Below are 23716 nucleotides of genomic sequence, written 5' to 3' on the forward strand. Positions count from 1 at the left end.
CTGGAATTGCTCTACGAAAACGGCAGTGCGGCCCATTGCTCGACGAATTTCCCGCCGGAATAGACCTGGATCGAACCGAACTGCTGTAGCACGAATTCGCTCTGCGTCGGACGCAGGAAGGCGTAGTCGTCAGGCCGGACATTGACGTTGTCGGGCAGCGCCATGAATTGCTGATTGGTCGAAAAGCCGAACGTCTTGTCGGTCTTCATCCCCACGGGATGGACGGGCTTCGCCATCCATTTTCCGCCATAGAGAAAACAGCCGCGCCGCGGCAACAGCCCGAGCTTCTGCAGCAGCCAGGAGCGCTGGTCGAGGCCCGGCGCCTGGACATCGACCACTTTCAGGATCGGCGTCGCGATGAATGCGGCAGGCCGCAATTGGCTGAGGCTCGGCACATCGAAATCGGTCGGCAGCATAAAAGCCGATCCGATGGACAATTCATTGGCGCCGACCCAGCTGTCATAGAGCAATGCGGTGCTGCTGCCGCCAAGATTGAGGATCTTGCGCTGGTCGGCGGCAAGGCAAGCGACATACTGGCGAAACAGGCTGATCGCCTTGACGCGCGCCTTGGCCGGTCCTCCCAGCAGTTTGGGGATATGGCCGATATGCGCCTCGTAGGCCATGACGCCTTCGCATTTCAGCCGCGGGTAATTCGCCAACGCGGAAACTGCCCGGGCCAGTGAGTCGGGATCGCTGATACCGCCGCGATGAAGGCAGACATCGACCTCGAAGCAGACGCGCAGCTCGCGGTCGAGCTCGGCGGCAAGCGAGCCATAGGCGGCCAGCCGCTCCTCGGTATCGATCAGCCAGACGATCCGCGACGTAGCTTCGCCGAGCCCGGCGAGAACGCCCTTCGTCAGCGCGTGCCTGGCGCCGGCAACCGGCATCGGCTTGCCCAACAGGAGATCGACTTGGGGAAACACTTTCAGCATCTCGGCGCTGATCGGCAGATGAAAGGTCATCAGCCTGTCGGTCGCAAACGCCGCGCGGATATAGTCGATCAGCGGCAGGCATGGCAGCGACTTGTCGACGAGGCGCAGATCGAGGCCCGTGGCGAACTTCGCCTTGATCGCAGCGATGTTGTGATCGAGCCGGTCGAGATCGAGCACCAGGCAAGGCTGAAAGATCCCGGCTGCCCTGAGCGCGCCCGACATTTCCGCGAAATAGGTGTCGGTCAGGCTCATGCCGCGACGCCGAGCAGCCTGGCAATATAGGGCGACACGAAGCGGTTGTCCGGGTCCATCTCGCGGCGGACCGCCATCGCATCGTTCCAGCGCGGATAGAGCGCGCTCAATTCCCTTGATGTCAGGCTGTGCATCTTGCCCCAATGCGGGCGGCCGCCGCGCTTCCTGAAGATCGGCTCGGCGGCGTTGAAGAACGCCATCGGATCGCGCTCGACGCCGTGATGGATGGCGATGGAACAGGTTGGGCGCTTGTAGAAGGGGCTGAGCCAGACATTGTCGGGCGCGACGACGCGCACCTCCATCGGAAAATAGACCTCTGGAAACCGCGTCTCGAGCAGCGCAATGATTTCGCTGAGTGCGGCCGCCCCTTCCTCGAACGGCAGGTGGTATTCCATCTCGTTGAACTTGACGTTGCGCTCGGAGGTGAAGACCTTCAGCCACTCCTCGATATAATCCTCGGCCGGCACCTTGGCGAAGGCCGAGCCGATGAGACGGCGGCGCAGCCAAGGGAGCCAGCTGAGATAGTCGCGCAGTTTTCTCAGCGTCGTCACCGCATCGTCGTCTTCCGTCGGCGGACGCACCGTCGCCGGCGCCTCGGTGATGTCGCTGGCAATCAGCAGCGCCTGGCCCGAAAACGGCACGTAGTAGAACTCGGCCGAACGATGCGCCGTCATGGTGCTTTCGAATTGCGCAAGCACATCGGCGATCGGCGCCGTCCAGCGGCGGTGCCGCATCCGGTAGCTCGCCACGTTGCGGATCGTCACTTCGGTGACGGCGCCGAAAGCGCCGAGCGAAGCGCCCATGGCTTCGATCATGTCGGGGCTCTTGGCACGGTCGAACTCTTTCAGCGCGCCACGCCCGTCGACGATCTGCATCGCCTCGAGCTGGGTGTGGTACGCGCCAAGTGTGATGCCCGAGCCGTGCGTGGCGGTGCCGAGCGCCCCGCCGAACGCCTGCTTGTCGATGTCGCCCATGTTCGGCAGCGCCTGGCCGACGCCGTGCAACAGCTTTGCCAGCGCGCCGATCTTGGTGCCGGCGCCGACCCGCGCCGTCAGTTTTTCGGGATCGTGCGACCTCAGGCCCTCGAAGCGGTCGAGCGACAGGATGGTGCCGTCATTCTTAACCAGAGGCGTGAAGGAATGGCCCGTGCCAGCGAATCGAACTGGTCCCGGCGCGTTGCGAATGGCACCACTCAGCTCATCGAGACTCTGCGGTTCGGCAAAAGCCTGCGGCGTGGCCGTGACATAGCCCGACCAATTGCTCCACTGGCTGATAGCCTCTCCCACGATCCCTCCCTGGGGCGCCGGCTTTGCCGGTCTTTCTCCTAGCGCTAGATAATATGATACATAGTCAGCTTTTCCGGATATGATACATTGTCAGCTTTCTGTCAACCTGGCAATCGGAGGTGTCTTGCGTCCGCGCCGGCCGCATTATCCACAGCGACGCACGCTGAGCCGGCGTCGGCATTGAACGCAGTTCGTTGCCCCTTCAAGCCAGCCCAAACGTTTCCACGGCCCGCATGATGCCGCGCAATTCGGCCAAGCCCTTCAGGCGGCCGATCAGCGAGTAGCCGGGATTGATCCTTGTCTTGCCGATATCGTCGGCGAGCAGGTGGCCATGGTCCGGCCGCATCGGGATTTGCCAGTCGGCGCGGCCCTCCTCGCGGCGGCGCGCCTCCTCCTGCATCAGCGCCAGGATGACATGCGCCATGTCGGTGCCGCCTTCGAGATGCTCGGCCTCGTAGAACGAGCCGTCATCCTCGATGGTGATGTTGCGCAGATGGGCGAAGTGGATGCGGTCGGCGAATTCCTTGACCATGGCGACGATGTCGTTGTCGGCGCGCGTGCCGTAGGACCCGGTGCAGAACGTCAGGCCATTGGCCTGGCTGTCGATGGCATTGAGAATGAAACGCGCATCCTCGGCGGTCGAAACGACGCGCGGCAGGCCGTAGAGCGAAAACGGCGGATCGTCGGGGTGGATACACATGCGCACCCCCTCCTCTTCGGCCACCGGAATGATCTCCCGCAGGAACCAGGCGAGGTTGTCGCGCAACTCCTTCGGCCCGATCCCATCGTAGTCCGCCAGCGCCTCGCGAAAACTATCGCGGTCATATTTGCGCTCTGTCGCCGGCAGGCCGGCGATCAGGTTGCGCTCGATCTGGTCCATCCTCTCAGGCGACAATTCCTTCAGCCGCGCTTCCGCCTGCGCAATACGCGCCGGCGTATAGCTTGCCGCACCGTTCTTGCGCTTCAACACGAACAGATCGTAGGCGGCGAAATCGATCGCGTCGAAACGCAAGGCGTAGCCTGTCGTCGGCAGCCGGTAGGCAAGATCGGTGCGGGTCCAGTCGACCACCGGCATGAAATTGTAGCAGACCGTGGCGATGCCGGCCCTGGCCAGCGCGCGGATTGAGTCGCGATAGTAGCCGGCATAGCGCTCGCGTTCCGGCGCACCGATCTTGAAGGAATTGTGGACCGGAATGCTCTCGACGACCGACCAGGTCAGTCCGGCTTCCTCGATGATGCGCTTGCGTTCGAGCACTTCGGCCTCAGGCCACGCCCGGCCGTCATAGATATGGTGAAGCGCCGAGACCACGCCGGTGGCGCCCGCCTGCTTGACATGATCGAGCGTCACCGGGTCGTCGGGTCCATACCAGCGCCAGCATTGTTCCATTTTCGGCTTTCCTTCTGCGAGAGGTTGGCAACTTATTGTTGGACCGCGATGGGAGTCGATAGAAAATGGAGGAGTTTTTAGAAATGACGGATTTCGACGGCAAGGTCGCCCTGGTGACGGGAACGACCGGCATTGGCCTGGCAACCGCCAAGCGCCTTGCGGCCGGTGGCGCCGCAATCATCGCCTGCGGCATCGACCGCACCGCCAATGCGGCGATGAAAGCGCAACTAGAAAGTCCTGGTGCCGCGGTGCTGGTCATCGACACCGATGTGTCCGTCTCCGACCAGGTGCGCGACGCGGTGGCGGCTGGCGTCGCCAGGTTCGGCGGTCTGGATGTCATCGTCAACTCGGCCGCCGTCCATCCCTATGGCACCGCGACGACCACCGACTGGGAAAGCTGGAACCGGGCAATGACGGTCAATGTCGGCTCGATCTACCTGACCGCCCATTTCGGCATTCCGGAAATGATCAAGCGCGGTGGCGGCGCCATCGTCAACGTCGCCTCGGTGCAGGGTTTTGCCTGCCAGCAGAACGTTGCCGCCTATGCCACGACCAAAGGGGCCATCCACACGCTGACGCGCTCGCTGGCGCTCGACTACGCGGCATCAGGCATCCGCGTCAATTCGGTCAGCCCGGGCTCGATCCGCACGCCGATCCTGGAGAAGGCTGCGCGCGGTGACGGCGGCAGCGATGCCGATGTCGAAGAGGCCTACAAGCGCTTCGGCGCGGCGCATCCGCTCGGCCGTATCGGCGAACCGGAGGAAGTGGCGGAACTCATCGCCTTCCTGTGCTCGTCGAAGGCCGGTTTCTGCACCGGCGCGGACTACAGGATCGATGGCGGCCTGACGGCAGGTATTGGCGTGAAGTAGCGCTATGATGGCGTTCTGCGCGCTTGCAGGCAATCGGTGTCCGACCGCGCTACAGCTTCCACATCCGCTTGGCATTGCCCGACAGCAATTTCGTCCTCTCCTCAGGGCTGGCGCCCGCGATCAGCGCGTGTGTCGCCGCCACCCAGGTGGCAAGGCCACCGCCAAGCGTGCACACCGGCCAGTCGCTGCCCCACACGACGCGGTCCCAGCCGAAAATGCCGATCGTGTGCTCGACATAGGGGCGCAAGGTCTCGACGGTCCATGAGCCGGCATCGGCATAGGCGACGACACCGGAGATCTTGCCGATAACATTGGGACGCCGCGCGATCTCGGTCATATGCTCGCGCCACGGATGTTCCGCACTGGCCTTGATGTCGGGCACGCCGCAATGGTCGAGCACGAACTGCACATCCGGCGCCAGATCGGCGAGCGCAACCGCCCTTGGAATCTGATGCGGCAGGACGACGAGGTCGAAGGTCAGGCCGGTGCCGGCAAGCCGCTTGATGTTTTCGCGAAACAGCGCGCTGTCCGAAAGCTCGTCCGGCATGACATGCAGCACGCGGCGGAACCCCTTGACGAAAGGGTCGGCTTGCTGGCGCCCGAGATAGGCGGCGAAGCCGGCCTCCTCCGGGCGGCAGGAGGCGATCGCCCCGCGCAACAGACTGCCCTTCTCCAGCGACTGCGCCTTCACATGGCTGGTCTCGGCCTGGATGTCGGCTTCATCGACGTCGACCTCCATATGCAGCGCGGCCTCGATGCCGGCCCGGCGGGCCTGGATCGCATATTCTGCGTGCGGGAAATCGCGGTTGAGCGCCGGCTCGCGGCTGAGCCAGGGATAGCGCAGCGCCGACAGGTCGATCAGGTGCAGATGAGTGTCGATGATCATGGCTGTCCTCCTCGGTGATTTCAGATCATCGCCAAATGCCTAAACCCAGCGCATGACACAAGCTTTGGCTCAGGCCCGCTTCGGGATCTCTTTGTCCTCGAGCAGCAGCGTCAGCCCCATGGCGACGAAATAGAGCGCCGCCACCCAGATGAACATCACGTTGAAGCCACTGGAGTAATGGTCAAGCACCACTTCGCGGATCGCGCCCGGCAGGCTCGATGCGAGGTGCGGCGTCAACCCGTTCAGGCCACCCGGCAGCAGGGCGGCGGCGTCTGCAGGAAGCTCGGCTGTCTGCCGGTTCAGCGCCCAGATCATCACCGCGCCGTTCAGCGCCAGTCCGAGCGATGCTCCGAGCGTCCGCGCCTGCGTGATCAGCGACGTCACCGCGCCGATATCCTGCAGGGGTGCTGCCGCCTGGATCGCCACGATCAGCACCTGGAACTGCAGGCCCATGCTGATGCCGAACACTGCCATCATCGTCGCCAGCACCCAGATCGGCGTGTGCTGGTTGGTGAGGACGAAGCCCAGCATCAGAAACCCGCCGATACCCATGGCGACCACCGGCATCCATTTGTAGCGTCCGGTTGCCGCGATCACCCGCCCGGCCACGATCGAAATGACCATCGATGTCAGCGACGCCGGCAGGAACAGGAAGCCGACCTCGGCCGGGCTCAGGCCCGTCAGCGTCTGCATGTAGAGGGCGAAATAGAAGAACATGCCCAGCGTCACCGTTCCGGCGACCAGCGACACGCCCGAGACGATGCTGACCGTCGAATTGCCGAACAGCCGCAGAGGTACGATCGGCTGTTCGGCCCGCCGCTCGACCATGACGAACAAGGTGATGGCGGCCACTGCCAGCAGCGGCAGCGCGAAGGTGATGAGGTCCGGTCCGCTGGGGTCGAGCACATGATAGCCCCAATAGACGATCGCCGTCGTGCCGGTGGCGAGCAGCACGCCGCCGAGATAGTCGATGCGGTGCCGCTTTTCGTTGAACCGGCTGCGCATGGCGAAGGCCAGCACCGCCAGCACGATGATCCCTATCGGCAAATTGACCAGGAACACCCAACGCCAGCCGAACAGGCTGGTGATGTAGCCGCCGGCCAGCGGGCCGAGCACCGACGACAGCGCGAACACCGCCGAACTGTAGCCCTGATATTTCGCGCGGTCGCGCGGGCCGAACAGTTCGCCGATCATGGCGAAGGCGGAGACCATCAGACCGCCGCCGCCGATGCCCTGCAGCACGCGCGCGGCGATCAGGCTCTCCATCGACCATGCCATGCCGCAGACCAGCGAGCCCAGCAGGAACAGGCCGATCGCCGTCAGCACGACATTCTTGCGGCCATACATATCGCCGAGTTTGCCGTAGAATGGCGAGACCGCGGCGGTCGAGAGCAGGTAGGCGGCACCGACCCAGCCGAACAAATGCAGATTGCCGAGTTCGCCGGCAATGGTGGGCAAGGCGGTGACGACGATCTGCATGTCGATGGTTGCCATGAACATGGCGATCAGCGCGCCGAAATAGACGATCAAGGTCGTAAGCTCGGGCCTGACTTGGGCCTCCACGGGCGCTGTGTCCGGCAGCGTCTGCTCGACAGTCATCGGTGTCTCCGTAGCTTGGGGCGCGATTTATGTGCCCACAGCCGAGAGGTGTCAACCAGATATGTGCGCTTAGCATATAATTGACGTCAGCATATATTCTTGCTAACGCGCTATGGATGAGCAGCAACGCATCCAGCAGTCCGGACCGATTTCCATCCCTGTTCCAGACGCGCGGCGATCGGGACCTCGCCGGTCTGGCGCGCGGCAGCGGCCTGTCCGAACCGGCGGCCGAGGCCGTGGCCGCCATCGATGCGGTAATGAGCAAGGTGCGTCGCTCTATCCAGCGCCGCGACTTCGGCCGCATGATCCTGGCGCGCGTAGACCCTTCGCTGGAAGTGAGCCATCTCGATGCGATCGGCGCCATCGCGAACAATCCGGTTTTCAGCGATAACCAGCAGGACGAGGTGACGGTTGGCGTCATCGCCGAGCGCCTCGAGATCGACCCGTCGCGCGCCAGCCGCATCTCTGCCGACCTCGTCGAGCGCGGCTATGCATGCCGTGTCGCATCGCAACGCGATGCCCGGCGCATCTGCCTCAAACTCACCGCCAAGGGCGAGCGCTTGGTGGCGGCGGTGCGCCAGACCAAATGGCGGATTTTCGCCGGCTCACTGGCACAATGGGATGAGCAGGACCTGGTAACGTTCGCCACCTTGCTGGAACGCTTCGCCGGTTGGGCCATGGACGAAACCGGGATGAAAAGATCTGCCGAGGCCGTCAAGCAGTTGATGGACGAGATGCTGCCCGAAACGAAATAGGCGGCACGGCGTGGACGCTCACCCATGTGTGCGAGCCGTTCGATAGCCCTTGACGCTCAGGTCGCGTCGGATCGTTATCGGTCGAAGAAACCGGCGTCCTCTGCCGCGAGATACTTCTTCGCCGCCTTGGCGTCGATGTCGAGGCCCAGTCCCGGAGCTTCGAGCAGGTCCACCATACTATCCCTGACGATCTGCCCCTTGGGCAGGCCGACGACGATGTCCTCCCACCAGGGGTCGGAGGCGCTGGGATATTCGAAGGCGATGTAGTTGGCCGGCAGCGTGGCGCAGACATTGATCAGCGCACCGAGGCCCAGCAGACCGTTCGCCGTGCCGTGCGGCGCCATCATGATCGAGTGCATGTAGGCGTGCTCGGCCACCCATTTGAGCTCGGCGATGCCGCCGATGTCAGCGGGATCCGGACCGATGACGCGAACCGCCTGCGTCTCGATCAGTTCCTTGAAATTATGACGCAGATAGATCTGCTCTCCGGTGTGGATGGGCGTGGACGTCGATGTCGTGAGTTCACGGTAGGCCTGTGGATTGACCCATGGCACATAGTCTCCGGTCAGCATATCCTCCAGCCACATCAGATTGTACTTTTCCACGGCCCGCGCGAAGCGGATGGCGTCGGGCAGGAACCAGCCGGGGCCGCAATCCAGCGCCAGCGAGACCTTGTCGCCAAGCACCTCCTTCATGGCGATGACGCATTCGATCATATGCACCATGCCGCGCTCGCTGATCTGCCCCTGGTCCATCGCGCCGTGATAGGTCGGCGGCTGGCGCACGCCGTAGTGGAAGTCGGGAACGCAGGTCTTCATGTTGGAGTGGAAGCTGATGCCTTGCTTGACCATGAAGAAACCTTCCGGCCGCTCCATCATCCATTTGACGTCGGCCGCGTAATCCTCCGGCCTGTCGCCGGTGCGCTTCTTGCGGATGGAGCCGTTGTAGACCCGCACCTGGTCGCGGACCTTGCCGCCGAGCAGCTTGTAGACCGGGACGCCGGCGGCCTTGCCGGCGATGTCCCAGAGAGCATGCTCGATGGCGCTGACGGCGGCGCCGTAGGGCTTGAACGAGCCGCGCTGACGGATCTTCAGCATGCAACGTTCCACATCCGTCGGGTCCTCGCCGATCAGCGCGTCGCGGAAATGCAGCACCCAGGGTTTCAGATAAGGCTTGGTGTACTCGACCTCGCCGAGGCCATGGAGGCCTTCGTCGGTGACGATGCGCACGATGGGGTGCCTGCCGATGACGGCACACCTGAGATCGGTGATCTTCATGATGTCCTCTATTTCACCGACGAGAAGGCGGTTGGCGCGAGAAACTGGCTGGAAATATTGGCCAGGATCGGGCCATCGCGCTCGGACTCGTCGCGGACCTCGAGCCATGCCGGATCGGTGGTGAAGGCCTTCCATTTCACTTCGCGCTCGGCAAGGGATTCCCAGGCGATGAAATAGGTCAGTCGATTGCTGCTTTCGCCGACCACCGTGGTGAAGAACCCGGCCTGGCGAATGCCATGTCTATCCCACAGCGCCAAGGTATGGTCGTTGAAACGCTTGAGCAGCGCCGGCAGCCGGCCCGGCAGGCAGTCGTAAATGCGAAGTTCGTAGATCATGGTTGATCCTTCTGTTTACTTCTCCCTTCGGGGAGAGGTGTAGAGTCAGCTCCAGGTGCGGTCCCAGGAATATTCGTCGTCCCAGTGACCGGTCGGTTGCCAGATCCCGGTGACGCCGGGCTGCAGGTGCTGGCTGATCACTTCGTCGACGATGTCGTCGATGCCCAGACCAGGCTTGTCGGGCACGGTGATGAAGCCGTCCTTGACCAGCGGCTTGGGCAGGCCGGTGACGATATCGTCCCACCAGTCGACTTCGACGCTGTGATATTCGAGCGCCATGAAGTTTTCCGTCGCCACCGCGACATGCGCGGCGGCCATTGCCGCGATCGGGCTTTCCGCCATGTGAATGGCCATGGCGACGCCATGCTCCTGCGCTGCGTCGCCGATCTTCTTGGTCTCGAGAATGCCGCCGGTGGTCAGCAGATCCGGATGGATGACCGAGATGCCGGCGTTGAGCAGCGGCTGGAATGCTTCCTTGAGGTAGATGTCTTCACCGGTGCAGATCGGCACGGAGGTCGCCTGCTGCAACTGCCGATACTGCTCGGTGTACTGCCAGGGGATCACGTCCTCGAGCCAGGCCGGTGCGTATTTCTCGATCCGCCGGGCCAGACGGATGCCGTCCTGCAGCGAGATGTGGCCGACATGGTCGATGGCGAGCGGGACCTCGTAGCCGATCACCTCGCGGACCTCGTGGATATATTGATCGAGCAGGTCGAGGCCCTTTTCGGTGAAATGGAGGCCGGTGAAGGGATGCGGCACGTTCTGCGCATCATAGGCGGCGTTGCGCGCCCGGCGCTCGTCCAGCGTGCGTGCCGGGCCGCGAGCGGGATGGCTGCGGAAACCGTCGAGCACGCCGGCTGGCGCCACCACCGCGCCGGGAATGTGGGAGATCTGCGCCAGCCCGAGGTCCATCTTGAGGAAGGTGAAACCGAGATCCATCCGCGCCTTGAGCCGCTTTCCGGTCTCGGTGCCGCTGGGCTTGTCCGCGTCGGTGTCGCAATAGACACGCACCTTGTCGCGAAACCGTCCTCCCAGCATCTGGTAGATCGGCACGCCATACGCCTTGCCGGCGAGGTCCCAAAGCGCGATCTCGATCGCCGAGACTCCGCCACCTTGCCGCCCGTGGCCGCCAAATTGCTTGATGCGGCGGAACAGCCGGTCGACGTCACAGGGATTTTCGCCCAGCAACCGGCTCTTCAGCATCAGCGCATAGGTCGCGCTGGCGCCGTCGCGCACTTCGCCCAGGCCGATAATGCCTTGATTGGTATAGATCTTGATCAGCGCCGAGGTGAACGGCGCGCCGACGATCTCGGCGACGCGCAGATCGGTGATGCGAAGGTCGCTCGGCCTGGAGTTCGTATTTACCCGATTGAGCGCCTCGCCGGCGCTACCCGTCTTTGCCATGGCTTATCCTCGTTCTGATTGGTGGCGCCCCGCACCCCCGGCCTGCATAAGCGTTGCTAGCCAAGCTCGATCTCGTGGGCCTGCAGGTAGTCTCGGTTCATCTCGACACCGAGACCCGGCTTCGACGCCAGCTTGAGGCTGCCGTTCGAGACATCGAGTGGCTCGTCGATGAGGTGATTATATTTGTCCAGGTTCCACTCCGACGTTTCGAGCTTGTAGAAGTTGGGAACCGTCATCATCACCTGCGCTCCCGCAACCACGTTGATCGGTCCCGCGGCGTCATGGGGCGAGACCGGGATGTAGTAGGCTTCGCACAGCGCGGAAATCTTCTTCAATTCGGTAATTCCGCCGGTCCAGGTAACGTCCGGCATGATGTAGTCCGCAAGCCTGTTCTCGAGCACCGGCACGAAATCCCACTTGGTGTGGCCGCGCTCGCCCCACGAGATGGCGGCGCTGACCTTCTCACGCACCTGCTTGAGGGCATTGAGGCTCTCAGGCGGACAAGGCTCCTCGAACCAGTCGATCTGGCCGGCTTCCTCGAGGCTCCGACAGAGGCGAATGGCGGTAGGAACGTCGAAGCGGCCATGCGCGTCGATGAGAATGTCGACATCGGGCCCCGCCGTTTCGCGGATCAGAGCCGTCAGTTCGGCGGCCTCGCGCTCGTCCTTCCGGGTCATGCTGCCATCGAGGTAGCCGTCCCGCTGTTCGCGCGCCACGCTATCGGCGGTGCGACCCTGGTGGGGGAAAGGATCGAACTTCAGTCCGGTGTGTCCGGATTCGACAATGTCTCGAATTTCGCGAACCACAGCCTCCTTGCTGGTAAACCTGGCCTGGTTGGGATGGGTGTAGAGCGCGATTTCATCGCGTACCGGTCCGCCCAGCAGCTCGTAGATCGGCTTGCCGAGAACTTTGCCGCGAATGTCCCAGAGCGCTATGTCGATAGCGCTCACGCATTCGACCGCGGCGCCGCGGCTGCCCATATAGGTGAAGCTGCGGAAAATCTTGTGCCAGAGATGCTCGATGCGCGCCGGATCCTCGCCTGTGACGGCAACACCGATCTGCCGCAGGATCGTGCACAGGGCGCGGTTGGCGAGCCTTGTGGTGGTGGTGATTTCCCCCCAGCCACTCACCCCTTCGTCGGTCGTCACCTCGACGAACAGGAACTCTCCCCAATAGGAAGCATCGGACTTGATCAGCCACGGCCGAACGCTCGTGATTTTCATCTCTCAACTACCTCTGTCTGATGGCTGGACCAATGATGTTCTGGGCTGGAAACTCTATCCGGCCCGAGCGGCGTTGCGCGCACGCATCTGTTCGAGAACGTGCCGGCCGGAACCCTCGACATGGCGGGCAATGAGTTCGGCCGCCTCGTCGGCATTTCCCGCTTTGATATGCGCGATGAGCTCGCGGTGTTCACGCATGATGGCGGCCCGCCGCGCGAGCGTGAAATTGAAACGCCGGCTCACGGCTCGCAGCACTTCGCGATGCTTCCACCAAAGCTCGGCGGCATGGCGGTTGTAGTGGCGCTGGTACATTACCGTGTGGAAGGCGGTATCCAGTTCACTGTGCCGCAATGTGTCGGTGAAGTTGTTCTCTTCGATCAGAGCCTGGATGCGTTCGAGTTCGGCGATGTCCTCGCCGGTCGCCATGTTCACGAACCATCGCGTCAGGGCCGGCTCGATCAGGACTCCGATCTCGTAGATATCCCGGACGAAATCCTGGTCTATGGGTCGGACGCGGGCGCCACGGTTGGCGACAAAGGTGACGAAGCCCTCCCCTCGCAACAGCTGCAGCGCCTCGCGTACGGGGTTCGTCGAGGTGCCGTGACGCCGGGCGAGATCGGTAACCACAAGTCGTTCGTTGGCGGCGAGCCGTCCCTCGATGATGTCTTCCCGGATCAGTTCATAAAGCGAGGCGCCCTCGCTCGACGCCCCGATGGGATCAATCCCCACGGGTGGCTCTGCTTTGAAATCGCTTGTTTCGGCCAAAGCCGGCTCCCCCGATTAGTACATCACATGCTCGATATCATACACGGGTTTTGCAAACAATGTACGATCGGGTGCGTTGACAGGCAATCCACGATCTGAAAACGTACCAGATGATCGAAGGGATACATTAAGCAGAAGGACGCATCCCGCACGGTCGGACGAGCCCCTTGGCGCACAGCGGCATGGGAGAATCTGGGAGGATACTATGACGAGGATTACACTCGGCGGTGCCGTCCTGCGCGGCACTGTCGCCACTGCTTTGATGGCGTCGCTCATGTCGGGATCGGCGCTGGGTGCGCCGCCGGTCGATTTGAGCAAGTGGTCGCCGGAGTATGTGCGCTCCATCGCCGGCACACAGGATTTCGACACGGCCGCCGATTGCGGCAAGGTCACCCCGCTCGACTACAAGGGGCGACTGACGTTCTGGTATCAGGGCGTGTTCGAGGGCGACCCCGACCTGCTGCGTCAGTACTACAAGGATTTCTTCGAGACGTTCCGCAAGACCTATCCGAACATCCAGCTCGAGGATCAGGCCCTCACCTACAACGACCTTCTCGACAAATTCCGCACGGCGCTGCTCGGCAACGCCGCGCCGATGGCGGTCCGCCTGCAAATCCTGGGCGGAACCGAGTTCGCCTCGAAGGGTTATCTGCAGCCGCTCAAGCCGGAAGATGTGGGCTATCCCACAGAGGATTTCTGGCCCGGCGCCATGAAGGCGGTAACCTGGGATGGCGTGACCTACGGCATTCCCACCAACAATGAGACGATGGCGTTCATCTGGAACGCCGACATTTTCAAGCGTGCGGGCCTCGATCCGGACAAGGCTCCGGCTACCTGGGACGACGTCGTCAAATATTCCAAGCAGATCCATGACAAGCTCGGCATTGCCGGCTACGGCCTCGTGGCGCGAAAGAACGCCGGCAACACGCCGTACCGCTTCATGCCGCAGCTATGGGCCTATGGCGGCGGTGTCTTCGACGAAGCCTCCGCGAACCCGACCTATAAGGAGGTCGAGCTCAATAGCCCGCAGAGCAAGGCGGCGTTGCAAGCCTCCTACGACATGTATGTTCGCGACAAGTCGGTTCCGGTTTCGGCCCTCACCAACCAGCAGGCCGATAACCAGCCCCTGTTCGTCGCCGGCCAACTCGGCATGATGGTCTCGCACCCGTCGGACTATAACGTCATGCTCGACCTGCAGAAGAAGGCAACGGGCGCCGACAAGGACAAGGCGCAGACTGTCATCGATAACATGCGCTATGGCCTGATTCCGACCGGCCCCGACGGCAAGCGGGCCGTCGTGTTTGGTGGCTCGAACATTCACATCCTGAAGCCCGAATATGTCGAGGGCGGCAAGGTGGACGAGCCGGCCGCAAAGGCCATCATCTGCATGTGGACGAGCCCTGAATGGTCGTTGAAGATGGCGTATGCCGGCTCGAACCCGGGCAACCTCAACGGCTTCAAGACCAAATGGATGAAGGAACGTCTGGACAACATCAAGTTCCTCGATGTCACCACCTCGATGTTGCCATACGGCATTCCGTTCCCGGCGCTGCCGCAATCGCCCGAGATCATGAATATCATCGTCCCGGACATGCTGCAGAACGCCCTGACCGGAGCGATGACCGTCGACCAGGCAGCGGACGACGCGGCCGAGAAGGTGAAGAACCTGATGGACGGACTCTAGTCCGGGCCTGACCTGCGATCCGACCGGCTGTGCCGATAGTGCGTGCAGCCGGTTTGCTCCGAACAACAAGGGCACGCCATCGTGACGATCGTGACCGGCAAGGCCGAGGCTCGCCGAAGATTGCAACCCGGTAGCTCCGGCGTGCTGCGGAACATCTGGGAGCATCGCGCCGACTACGCTTACGTGCTTCCAGCGATCGCCGTGATGCTCATCGTCATCGCCTATCCGATCTACTACACGGTCGAGCTGTCGTTCTTTAAGACGCCGCCTGGCCTGCAGCTCCGCGACAAGACCTTCATCGGATTGGACAACTACACGGCCATCCTCACCAGTCAGGTGTTCTGGAAAGTCACCTTGAACACCCTGATCTGGACGATCGCATCTACCTTCGTTGCCTTTGCCTTGGGATTTGCCGCCGCGCTGGCCCTCCACCGCGAGTTTATCGGCCGGGGTGTCCTGCGCGCTATCCTGATCATTCCTTGGGTCATCAGCGCGGTTGCCGCCTCCTATATCTGGAAGTGGATCTACCATTCGGACTTCGGCATCATCGGCGCGGTGCTGGTCGGCCTCGGATTGGCTGACCGGCCGCCCAACTTCATCGACAACGTCAGCACGGTGCTGCCCTCCTTGATCGTCGTCAATATCTGGCGCGAGTTTCCGTTTGCCATGATCATGATGATGGCCGGTTTGCAGACGGTCCCCGACCAGTTGCTGCGCGCCGCGGAAGTCGACGGGGCCAATGCATGGCAGCGTTTCTGGCACGTCACCTTCCCGCATCTGCGCAACGTCTCGACGGTGACAATTCTGCTGCTCGCGGTGGCCAATTTCAATTCCTTCATCATCCCGTGGATCATGACCGGTGGCGGGCCGTCGAACGCTTCGCACATCTGGATCACCCACATTTATGAGCTCGCCTTCGGCCGGCAGCGATGGGGCGTCGCATCGGCCTATTCGGTGCTCCTGTTCCTCATGCTGATGGTGCTGGGCTACTTCTACGTTCGTGCGCTGGCCGGCAACGAGCGCAAGGAGGGCGGCGCATGAGCACGATCGTCGAGACAGTCCCTCAACGTCCGGCCCGGCGCCGCATGCGCATCGACGGATGGCGTTGGGCCGGGCGCATCTTCCTCGTGTTCATGCTGCTTTACACCGCGTTGCCGATGATCTGGATGCTGATCACCTCGATCAAGTCCGGCTTCGCGGCGATGCAGTTCCCGCCGCAATGGTGGCCGGAAGAGCCTACCCTGGCCAGCTACCAAAAGCTGCTCGATCCGCAAAACAGCGTCGGTCAGGACTTCCTGCGTTTTTTCTGGAACAGCCTCTACGTGTCGACGGTCACCACAATCCTTTCGGTGATCGTGGCCGTTCCTGCGGCCTACGCCTTTTCGCGCTTTCGTTTCCCCGGTCGAAACTTCCTGTTCTTCACCGTGCTTTTGCGCAACATGTTCCCCGCGGTGATCTTTCTCGTGCCGCTCTTCATCCTGATGCGCGCGATCGGGCTGGTGAACACGCATGGCTCGCTCATTCTCACCTATCTCACCTTCGGCCTGCCGCTGGCGATCTGGCTGCTCAAGGGCTTTTACGACAACATTCCGGTGCAGCTCGAGCAGGCGGCGCGGATCGATGGGGCGACCCGGTTCCAGGCCTTCATCCTGATCGTGATGCCTCTCTCGACGCCCGGAATCATCGCCACAGCGATCTATTCCTTCATTGGCGCCTGGAACGAGTACATCTATGCCTACACCTTCCTTTCCAAGAACGAGCAGTTGACCCTGCCGGTCGGCATACAGCGTTTCTTCTCGGAGAATACGACGGACTTTCCGGGCCTGATGGCGGCCAGCTTCATGATGAGCGTGCCCGTCGTGGTGCTGTTCCTCCTCCTGCAACGATACTTCGTACGCGCCCTTACAGAAGGCGCGGTCAAACACTAGAGCCGGATGATGTCAGGTCTGTTCGACCTGAAATCTGAATCCGCCTCTAAATCAAAGAGATAGAGCATGATGTCGTCCGAAAACCGCTTCACACTTTTCGGCATCATGCCGTAGGGAGTTGCCGATGGCCCACGTGGTCCTGAGAGATCTCGTCAAGACCTATGGCGGCTTCAAAGCTGTCAACGACGTTTCGCTGACGGTCAATGACGGCGAGTTCGTTGCGCTCGTCGGCCCTTCGGGCTGCGGCAAGACAACCACGCTCAATCTTGTCGCGGGATTGATCCCGGTCACATCGGGCGACATCGTCATCGGCGACCGCGTGGTCAACGACCTCGACCCCAAGGACCGGGACATCGCGATGGTGTTCCAGAACTACGCGCTCTACCCGCAGAAATCGGTCTACAAGAACCTGGCGTTCCCGCTGCAGATGCGCAAGCTGCCCAGGGACGAGATCGACAGGAAGGTCAAGGAAGCGGCGCGCGTGCTCGACATGACGCACCTGCTCGAGCGCAAGCCGCGCGAACTTTCAGGCGGGCAGCAGCAACGTGTCGCCTTGGGGCGCGCCCTCGTCCGCGACCCTGCCGTTTTCCTCATGGACGAGCCGCTCTCCAACCTCGACGCCAAACTGCGGGTCCAGATGCGCTCGGAGATCAAGCGCTTCCACCAGGACCTTAAGGCGACCATCATCTATGTCACGCACGACCAGCTCGAAGCCGTGACCATGGCCGACAAGATGGCGGTGATGAACGGCGGCTACCTGTTGCAATACGATTCTCCGGCGCAGGTCTTTGCCCATCCGGTGAACATGTTCGTCGCCAGCTTCATCGGCAGCCCGGCGATGAGCCTTGTTCCACTGGAGGCATCGACAGCAAACGGCAACACTGCGTTGACCGGCGCGGAGGGCTGGAGCCTTGAGCTCTCGCCGCTCAACGCCCGGAAGGTTGCGAAGGCAACGTCGAGGAAAGTCGTGCTCGGCGCACGTCACTCGACCATCAGGCTCCACAAGAGCGCGGCGCCAGGCAGCGTCCCGGCCAGGGCCTATACAGTGGAGCCGACCGGAGACGTCACCTTCGTGCAGGCGTTGCTGTCAGGCGCCATCGTCAACATCAGCGTGTCCCCCAACATCGCCGTCGCGCCTGACGAGCAGATCTGGCTCGAGTTCGACCAGGAGCGGCTGCATCTGTTCGATGGCGAAACTGAACTGGCCCTCAAGGCCGGCTGAGACAAGACGGGGTTCATTGGGAACGTTGGGGATGACTGAAAAGCTTAAGATCACCGCGATCAAGCCCTATCCTGTATGGGTTGGAACGCGCAATCAGATGCTCGTCAAGATCGAGACCGACCTAGGCGTCTTCGGCTGGGGCGAGAGCGGCTTGAGCGGGCGCGAAAAGGCCGTTGCCGGCGCGGTCGAGCATTATCGCGAATTTCTCATCGGCCGCGATCCTATGCAGATCGGGCGGATCTGGCAGGAGGCATATCGCAGCCAGTACTTCGAAGGCGGGCGCGTTCTGCAGGCGGCGATCTCCGCCATCGACATCGCCCTGCACGACATCAAGGGCAAGGCGCTGGGGGTGCCTGTCTACGAACTGCTGGGCGGCAAGCAGCGCGACCGCATCCCCACCTTCGCCTCGACCGGAGACGAGGCCGAGGGCGACGTCGCCATCGAACGAGCCCGGGAGCTGCGCGCACGGGGGTGGCAGGCGATCCGCTTCTTCCCCGCAGGGCAAAGCAGCAGGGACATCTTCGAACCCCGCGAGTCGATCGGCGCTACCGCGAGCATGCTGAACAAGGCGCGCGAGGCGCTTGGCGACGACGTCGTTCTCGGCATCGACTATCATCATCGGCTGTCGGTGGCAGAGGCGGCGAGCTTCTGCAACAAACTCGGCCGCGGCGTGCTGGATTTCCTCGAGGAGCCGATACGAGACGAGACACCTGAAGCCTACGAATCCCTGCGCAGGATGACCGACATTCCCTTTGCCATCGGCGAGGAATTTGCCAGCAAGTGGCAGTTCCTGCCCTACATCGAGCGCGGCATCCATCAGTTCAACCGTCTCGATGTCTGCAATGTCGGCGGGCTCACCGAGGCGATGAAAGTCGCCGGCTGGAGCGAGGCGCACTATGTCGACCTGATGCCGCACAATCCGCTTGGTCCGGTGTGCACGGCCGCGACCCTGCATCTCGCCGCCGCCGTACCCAACTTCGCGTGGCTCGAGACCAGGGAACCCGAGACGAAGCTGGGCTTCGACAATTCCGACTTCTTCCCCGTGCAGCCACGGCTCGACGGTCCCGACTATCCGGTCAGCGACCTGCCGGGCCTCGGCGTCGAGGTCAACGAAGCGGCGGTCCAGGCGGAGGCTTTTCGTTTCTGGGAAGCGCCTCACCTGAAGCGCCGCGACGGGTCTGTTACGAACTGGTAGTTCCATCTCAACCGGAGTCCACAATGACGCATATCCCTGACATCACGCGACCGCCCAAAGACCTCATTGACGCCCTGAGGGAAATCGGCGCCGCGACGGTTGCCGGCACGCTAGGCCACATGGGTTTCCGCAATCCGCACATGGTCGGTCCGGTGGCGCAGAACCATGGGAAGTCGATCGTCGGGCCGGCGCTGACGCTGCAGTTCCTGCCGCAGCGGCCGGACCTCTTCAGCGAGGGAGAATACGCCGACCCGGAAACGCAACTGCACCGGCACGTGCTCTATCACGCGCAGGAAGGCGATGTGGTGGTCGTCGACGCGCGCGGCGACATGAGCTCGGGCGTCTTCGGCGATATGATGTCGACATATTTCAAGGGCAGAGGCGGCGTGGGCATCGTCATCGACGGATGTATGCGCGACCGACCGAATGTCGAAAAGCTCGATCTGCCTTTATGGCTGCGCGGCTGGACGCCCAACTACCATGTGCAAACCAGCATCTATCCGAACGCCGTCAACGTTCCGATCGCCTGCGGCGGTGTCACAGTGATCCCTGGCGACATTATCATCGCAGACGACGACGGGGTGGTAGTGCTTCCCGTCGCAATGGCCGCAAAGGTGATCGAAGAATCCCGGAAGCATCACGATTGGGAAGAGTTCTCGCGAGAGAAGCTGATGCAGGGCGCACCGCTGCAGCGCTACTATCCGCTGCATGACGATGCCCGCGGCGAATATGAGGAGTGGCGCAAGGCCAACCGCCCGGCGGATTGAGATGCAACCACGCGGCACCCAATCACAGCGCCTTGGTGCTACATAAACCAGTCGCCCAGCGCGTGGGCATGATAACGCGCAGGCTATCCCCCCGAATGCTGCCGGCGAAGTTCCTGTTCAAGCTGAGCGCTTTCGGCTGGCGAGGCGGCAGACCCGACACGAGAGTCGAAGGACAACACTCGCGTCGCGTCGGTGTCGACCTCACACCGGAAGCTCACATGGTACCATCCGATCGTTGCGCGAAAGGCCGCATCCGGATCTATAACAATATTGCCCGACTTCAGCGGTCTCATTGGTAGCCACTCGGGAGAAAACTCGGCGCCCTTCAGCTCCTCGGCCAACACGTTGGCGCAAAGTGTGGCAACGCGCTCACCGCGAGACATGCCGTCGGTCGCGGTGGTGCCGAATGCATTGCCGGTAGCGCCGTGCGAGAAGAGCTCGCGGACGCCCGGAAGGCCCGAGTAAGCCCCGGCTGAGGCCACCTCCGTGGAGCTAGGCTTCCTGGCGCCTCCGCCTCCAGGCTTCGAGACCTTTGCAGGGCTGCGCTTCGGCGCGTTTTCGGGCCTGGCCTTCGGCGCCTGGGCCGATGCAGGAAGCTCGATCTCACCATCATCGCCGGGGGTGGCCAACGGCGTCGCGGCTGCCTGCTTGTCAGCATCTTGCGGCTCTTGTTTGTCTGCTCCCTGCTCGCTCGCGTCCTCGGTTGCCTGCTTCTCCTGGGTCGGCTCGGAGGCTGCGGTTGCCGGCTTCTCCTCGGTCTTGGTCGTACCCGCCGGCTCCCCGGAGTCTGGCGACGTGGCGGGTTTGCTCTCGACGTCCTTCGGCTCACCTGGCGGCTTCGTATCCTTGTCCTTGACCGGTGTCGGCGAATTATCCTGCGCGCTGGCTCCATCCAGGGATTTCCTGGGGCCGGTATCCTTGTCGCCGAACTGGAATACAGGTTTCAGCACCTCGAGCGCCGGCGGCTTTTCCGCTACAGGCTTTTCTACTTTCGGTTCCGGTTGCTTTTGCGCTTCAGGCTTTGGAGGCGGCGGGGGCTCAGGCTTCGGCGGTTCGGGTGGCGGGACGAGTGCGACATTGACCGGTTCCTCCTCCTGCGGCTGCTGGGCAGGAACGGGCAGGCCATAGACCAGGAACGCGGTGATGAGCGCATGCAGGACCAGCGATGCGGGCAAGGCCCACAGCAAGGTCCGACGCCGCTCGGATTTCTCGGTCTTCATCCCTCACGATGTGGAGCGAAACTGCGGCGGCATCAAGCGTGGCAACCGTATTGGCGCATTCAGCCGCAGCTCAGCAGTGAGGAGACGACGCCTGATTGCTTCTCGCCGCCGGCTCCATTCTCTGCATGCCCGCCACCAATCTCAGCGACGCAGGCTGGCGTCGCGGGCACGCTCGCGGAGCTCTTCGCGAGAAAGGCCCGCATCCGCCAATATGCTGTCTGGAAGCCGCCTCAAGTTCGCAAGCGTCTGGCGATAGGCAAGCCAGCGGGCGAAACGGTGTCGAAGTTCATGCAACATGATCGTCTCCTTGGCGAGCGGGATACCCACGCTCTTGGTCGAAAACGCAAAGCAATCGCGCAAAGCGTATGCACGATCGAACGGATTGGGCTGACTTCCTGGCCACCGAGGCGTGCCTGTCATTTTCCTGCCAGGGCAGGATTATCCAACGCCTCCAATGGCTGCATACTTGCGCATGATGTCCGCTTCGCGCTACAGCCACGGTCGCAAGGAGTTTTTCATTTCTGCAAAATGGATATTGGCTGGGACGATCTGAGGTTGTTTCTCGACGTTGCGCGGCTGGGTGGCCTGAGCGCGGCGACGGCAACCACGCGCCTCAGCGCAGCCACACTCGGACGACGCGTCACCGCGCTCGAAAAGCAGATCGGCGAAGCGCTGTTCGTACGTCAGCAGACCGGCTACCGACTAACCCCGGTCGGTGAAGAACTGCTGCGGCGCGCCGAAGACGTCGAAGCAGCAATGCAGTCGCTAACCCGCTGGCGCGAGGGAAACCTGCCCGACCGCATTGTCCGCGTCTCGGCCGGGCCATGGACCTCGGCCTTCGTTTCGGCCCATATCGGCGAAATCTGGACCGTCGATGACGGCATCAGGGTGGAACTCGTCACCACCACCGACCGGGTCGACATCGGTCGCCGCGCCGCCGATATCGGCATCCGCAGCGAGCGCCCGACCGAACAGTGGCTGGCCGGCCGTCAGAGCGGCAAGGTCGCGTATGCCATCTATTCCGGACGCCACCTGATCAACGGCATCGCCGCCGGGTTGTTCGTCGGCGTCACCGGCGAAGGGGCAAACATTGCCTCGGCGCGCTGGCTGCAAGCCCATCACGGCGACCGCATCGCCGTGCGCGGCAACAACACCCATTCAGTGCGCGAATTGGTGGCCGCAGGCGCCGGCCTTTCGATCTTTCCGTGCTTCGTCGGTGACAGCGATCCGCGGCTGGTTCGCGTCGCTCAGCCTATCCCCGAACTCGAAACCGACCAGTGGATCGTCACCCATCATGAGGAACGCCACTCCCCGCCAGTACGAAAGATTGCCGACCGGATTGCCGCTCTGATGCGGGCCCATCAGCCGTTGTTTCGCGGCAAGATGCCGATCCGCTAAGCGTCAGGCGTCGATCGGCCGCCAGATTCTCAAGGTTCTCGCGCTTGAGGCGGGCGCGTGAAGCTTGAAGGGGTTGGATCCCGGATTGTGGATTTTCGCTGGCCAGAAGCCGAGCGAATTCCGGAACATTGGACTAGACCCATTCAAAAGGTCGGCTCATTCAGGCGTATATGATACAAGTCCCACATCTTGTCTTGCCGCAAAGTTCACCCTCTGATTCCCTGTGCCAAGGCGATAGAACCTGATTCTTGCACCTGGCGTGTTCAAGCGGCGCCTTCCGGGACCTTTTGTCGATCAATTCCAAGGAGACAAGACGATGAGCACCGCGGCAAGGCCCGTCATCTCGGAAATGCGGCCGAAGATAACCGTCATTGGTGTGGGCGGTGGCGGCGGCAACGCGGTCAACAACATGATTGCCGAAAATCTGCAGGGTGCGGAGTTCATCGTCGCCAATACCGATGCCCAGGCACTGACCATGTCGAAAGCATCGCGGCTGATCCAGCTGGGCGCCCATGTCACGGAAGGCTTGGGCGCCGGGTCCCTGCCCGCGGTCGGCCGCGCGGCAGCCGAGGAATCGATCGACGAGATCAGGGACCACCTTGCGGGAACCCATATGTGCTTCGTGACCGCCGGCATGGGAGGCGGAACTGGAACCGGTGCCGCGCCCGTCATAGCGAACGCTGCACGGGCAGCCGGCATCCTGACCGTGGCCGTCGTCACCAAGCCGTTCACCTTCGAAGGGAAGCGCCGCATGCAAGCCGCCGAAGAGGGCATCGAGCAGCTTCGCGAATGCGCCGATACCGTGATCGTTATTCCGAACCAGAACCTCTTCAGGATCGCCGACGCAAAGACGACTTTCGCGGACGCCTTCGCCATGGCTGATCGCGTCCTTTATTCCGGCGTCGGCTGCATAACCGATCTCATCGTCAAGGAGGGGCTGATCAATCTCGACTTCGCCGACGTGAAGTCGGTGATGCGCGACATGGGCCGCGCAATGATGGGTACCGGGGAAGCCACGGGCGAGGACCGCGCCAGGAAGGCCGCCGAAGCGGCGATAGCAAACCCGCTTCTCGACGAAGCCTCGATGATCGGCGCCAAGGGCGTCCTGGTCTCGATCTCGGGCGGCATGGACATGACGCTGTTCGAAGTCGATGAGGCCGCTACCCGCATCCGCGAGGAGGTCGACGCCGACGCCGACATCATCGTCGGCGCCATATTCGACCGGGCACTCGCCGGAAAATTCAGGGTCTCAGTCGTGGCGACAGGATTGCGGCAGGGCCTGGCGATACCGCAGTAGGCAGGATCCGGGCTGCTGATTTATGACTCTGGTGG

The 23716-nt window shown here is 62.5% G+C and carries 22 protein-coding genes; 10 read left to right on the plus strand and 12 right to left on the minus strand.

From position 1 onward, the window contains the following. Nucleotides 1–11: 11 nt before the first annotated feature. From NKI06_RS12365 to uxuA, 3 genes are all read right to left on the minus strand, one after another. Nucleotides 12–1184 (minus strand): alanine racemase, encoded by a 1173-nt coding sequence (locus tag NKI06_RS12365; RefSeq protein ID WP_352985487.1) that lies wholly within the window; start codon nt 1182–1184, stop codon nt 12–14. Continuing rightward, on the minus strand, nt 1181–2470 hold the full coding sequence (locus NKI06_RS12370; protein WP_352985489.1) for a D-arabinono-1,4-lactone oxidase: 1290 nt from the start codon (nt 2468–2470) through the stop codon (nt 1181–1183). Before NKI06_RS12370 ends, NKI06_RS12365 begins: the two co-directional genes overlap by 4 nt. A gap of 202 nt (nt 2471–2672) precedes the next feature. Beyond that, complete coding sequence (gene uxuA / locus NKI06_RS12375) at nt 2673–3857, minus strand: mannonate dehydratase (protein WP_352985493.1); 1185 nt, start codon at nt 3855–3857, stop codon at nt 2673–2675. An 83-nt stretch (nt 3858–3940) separates the two neighbouring features. Here uxuA and NKI06_RS12380 point away from each other — a divergent pair, with 83 nt between their 5' ends. Further along, a complete protein-coding gene (locus tag NKI06_RS12380) occupies nt 3941–4726 on the plus strand; it encodes an SDR family NAD(P)-dependent oxidoreductase (RefSeq protein WP_352985496.1) in 786 nt (261 codons plus the stop codon). Nucleotides 4727–4775: 49 nt separating this feature from the next. Here the strand turns inward: NKI06_RS12380 and NKI06_RS12385 are convergent, their stop codons facing one another. Both NKI06_RS12385 and NKI06_RS12390 read right to left on the minus strand, forming a co-directional pair. Then, nucleotides 4776–5612 (minus strand): amidohydrolase family protein, encoded by an 837-nt coding sequence (locus NKI06_RS12385; protein WP_023739518.1) that lies wholly within the window; start codon nt 5610–5612, stop codon nt 4776–4778. 69 nt (nt 5613–5681) lie between these two features. Then, nucleotides 5682–7211 (minus strand): MDR family MFS transporter, encoded by a 1530-nt coding sequence (locus NKI06_RS12390; protein ID WP_352985498.1) that lies wholly within the window; start codon nt 7209–7211, stop codon nt 5682–5684. 236 nt (nt 7212–7447) lie between these two features. Here NKI06_RS12390 and NKI06_RS12395 point away from each other — a divergent pair, with 236 nt between their 5' ends. Beyond that, entirely contained in the window at nt 7448–7966 is a 519-nt protein-coding gene (locus NKI06_RS12395; RefSeq protein ID WP_352985500.1) for a MarR family winged helix-turn-helix transcriptional regulator, read from the plus strand. 74 nt (nt 7967–8040) lie between these two features. Here NKI06_RS12395 and NKI06_RS12400 read toward each other — a convergent pair whose 3' ends face one another. Genes NKI06_RS12400 through NKI06_RS12420 form a run of 5 tightly spaced genes read right to left on the minus strand, consistent with a single transcriptional unit; the run spans nt 8041 to nt 12970 of the window. Beyond that, a complete protein-coding gene (locus NKI06_RS12400; RefSeq protein WP_352985502.1) occupies nt 8041–9243 on the minus strand; it encodes a mandelate racemase/muconate lactonizing enzyme family protein in 1203 nt (400 codons plus the stop codon). 8 nt (nt 9244–9251) lie between these two features. Then, nucleotides 9252–9578: an NIPSNAP family protein gene (locus NKI06_RS12405; RefSeq protein WP_352985504.1), complete on the minus strand. Its 327-nt coding sequence runs from the start codon at nt 9576–9578 to the stop codon at nt 9252–9254. Between the two features lie 45 nt (nt 9579–9623). Then, entirely contained in the window at nt 9624–10982 is a 1359-nt protein-coding gene (locus NKI06_RS12410) for a mandelate racemase/muconate lactonizing enzyme family protein (RefSeq protein ID WP_352985506.1), read from the minus strand. Nucleotides 10983–11038: 56 nt separating this feature from the next. Beyond that, a complete protein-coding gene (locus NKI06_RS12415) occupies nt 11039–12205 on the minus strand; it encodes a mandelate racemase/muconate lactonizing enzyme family protein (protein WP_352761831.1) in 1167 nt (388 codons plus the stop codon). A 54-nt stretch (nt 12206–12259) separates the two neighbouring features. Beyond that, nucleotides 12260–12970, minus strand: a complete 711-nt coding sequence (locus NKI06_RS12420) for a GntR family transcriptional regulator (protein ID WP_023681193.1) — start codon at nt 12968–12970, stop codon at nt 12260–12262. A gap of 205 nt (nt 12971–13175) precedes the next feature. Here NKI06_RS12420 and NKI06_RS12425 point away from each other — a divergent pair, with 205 nt between their 5' ends. The 6 genes from NKI06_RS12425 to NKI06_RS12450 all read left to right on the plus strand — a co-directional run bounded on the left by NKI06_RS12425 (nt 13176) and on the right by NKI06_RS12450 (nt 19766). Further along, nucleotides 13176–14654 carry an ABC transporter substrate-binding protein gene (locus NKI06_RS12425; protein WP_023696294.1) on the plus strand — a complete coding sequence of 493 codons (1479 nt, stop codon included), beginning with the start codon at nt 13176–13178 and terminating at the stop codon, nt 14652–14654. A gap of 81 nt (nt 14655–14735) precedes the next feature. Continuing rightward, the gene (locus NKI06_RS12430) at nt 14736–15695 is read left to right on the plus strand and encodes a carbohydrate ABC transporter permease (RefSeq protein ID WP_023741800.1); all 960 of its coding nucleotides are present in this window, start codon (nt 14736–14738) and stop codon (nt 15693–15695) included. Beyond that, nucleotides 15692–16582 (plus strand): carbohydrate ABC transporter permease, encoded by an 891-nt coding sequence (locus NKI06_RS12435; RefSeq protein ID WP_023729478.1) that lies wholly within the window; start codon nt 15692–15694, stop codon nt 16580–16582. Before NKI06_RS12430 ends, NKI06_RS12435 begins: the two co-directional genes overlap by 4 nt. Before the next feature lie 124 nt (nt 16583–16706). Further along, nucleotides 16707–17804, plus strand: coding sequence for an ABC transporter ATP-binding protein (locus NKI06_RS12440; RefSeq protein ID WP_352985510.1), 1098 nt, complete (start codon nt 16707–16709; stop codon nt 17802–17804). A 31-nt stretch (nt 17805–17835) separates the two neighbouring features. Beyond that, nucleotides 17836–18999, plus strand: a complete 1164-nt coding sequence (locus tag NKI06_RS12445; protein ID WP_352985512.1) for a mandelate racemase/muconate lactonizing enzyme family protein — start codon at nt 17836–17838, stop codon at nt 18997–18999. 23 nt (nt 19000–19022) lie between these two features. Then, the gene (locus tag NKI06_RS12450; RefSeq protein ID WP_352985514.1) at nt 19023–19766 is read left to right on the plus strand and encodes a ribonuclease activity regulator RraA; all 744 of its coding nucleotides are present in this window, start codon (nt 19023–19025) and stop codon (nt 19764–19766) included. Nucleotides 19767–19849: 83 nt separating this feature from the next. Here NKI06_RS12450 and NKI06_RS12455 read toward each other — a convergent pair whose 3' ends face one another. Both NKI06_RS12455 and NKI06_RS12460 read right to left on the minus strand, forming a co-directional pair. Beyond that, nucleotides 19850–20986: a DUF930 domain-containing protein gene (locus tag NKI06_RS12455; protein ID WP_352985516.1), complete on the minus strand. Its 1137-nt coding sequence runs from the start codon at nt 20984–20986 to the stop codon at nt 19850–19852. A 141-nt stretch (nt 20987–21127) separates the two neighbouring features. Further along, a complete protein-coding gene (locus tag NKI06_RS12460; protein WP_023744508.1) occupies nt 21128–21283 on the minus strand; it encodes a YjiS-like domain-containing protein in 156 nt (51 codons plus the stop codon). Between the two features lie 231 nt (nt 21284–21514). On the opposite strand from NKI06_RS12460, the gene NKI06_RS12465 reads away from it, so the two are divergent. Then, nucleotides 21515–22384 (plus strand): LysR family transcriptional regulator, encoded by an 870-nt coding sequence (locus tag NKI06_RS12465; RefSeq protein ID WP_023712172.1) that lies wholly within the window; start codon nt 21515–21517, stop codon nt 22382–22384. A gap of 316 nt (nt 22385–22700) precedes the next feature. Further along, nucleotides 22701–23681: a cell division protein FtsZ gene (gene ftsZ / locus NKI06_RS12470; RefSeq protein WP_031193049.1), complete on the plus strand. Its 981-nt coding sequence runs from the start codon at nt 22701–22703 to the stop codon at nt 23679–23681. Nucleotides 23682–23716 lie beyond the last annotated feature (35 nt).

The organism is Mesorhizobium sp. M0772 (assembly GCF_040320135.1).
Lineage (GTDB): Bacteria > Pseudomonadota > Alphaproteobacteria > Rhizobiales > Rhizobiaceae > Mesorhizobium.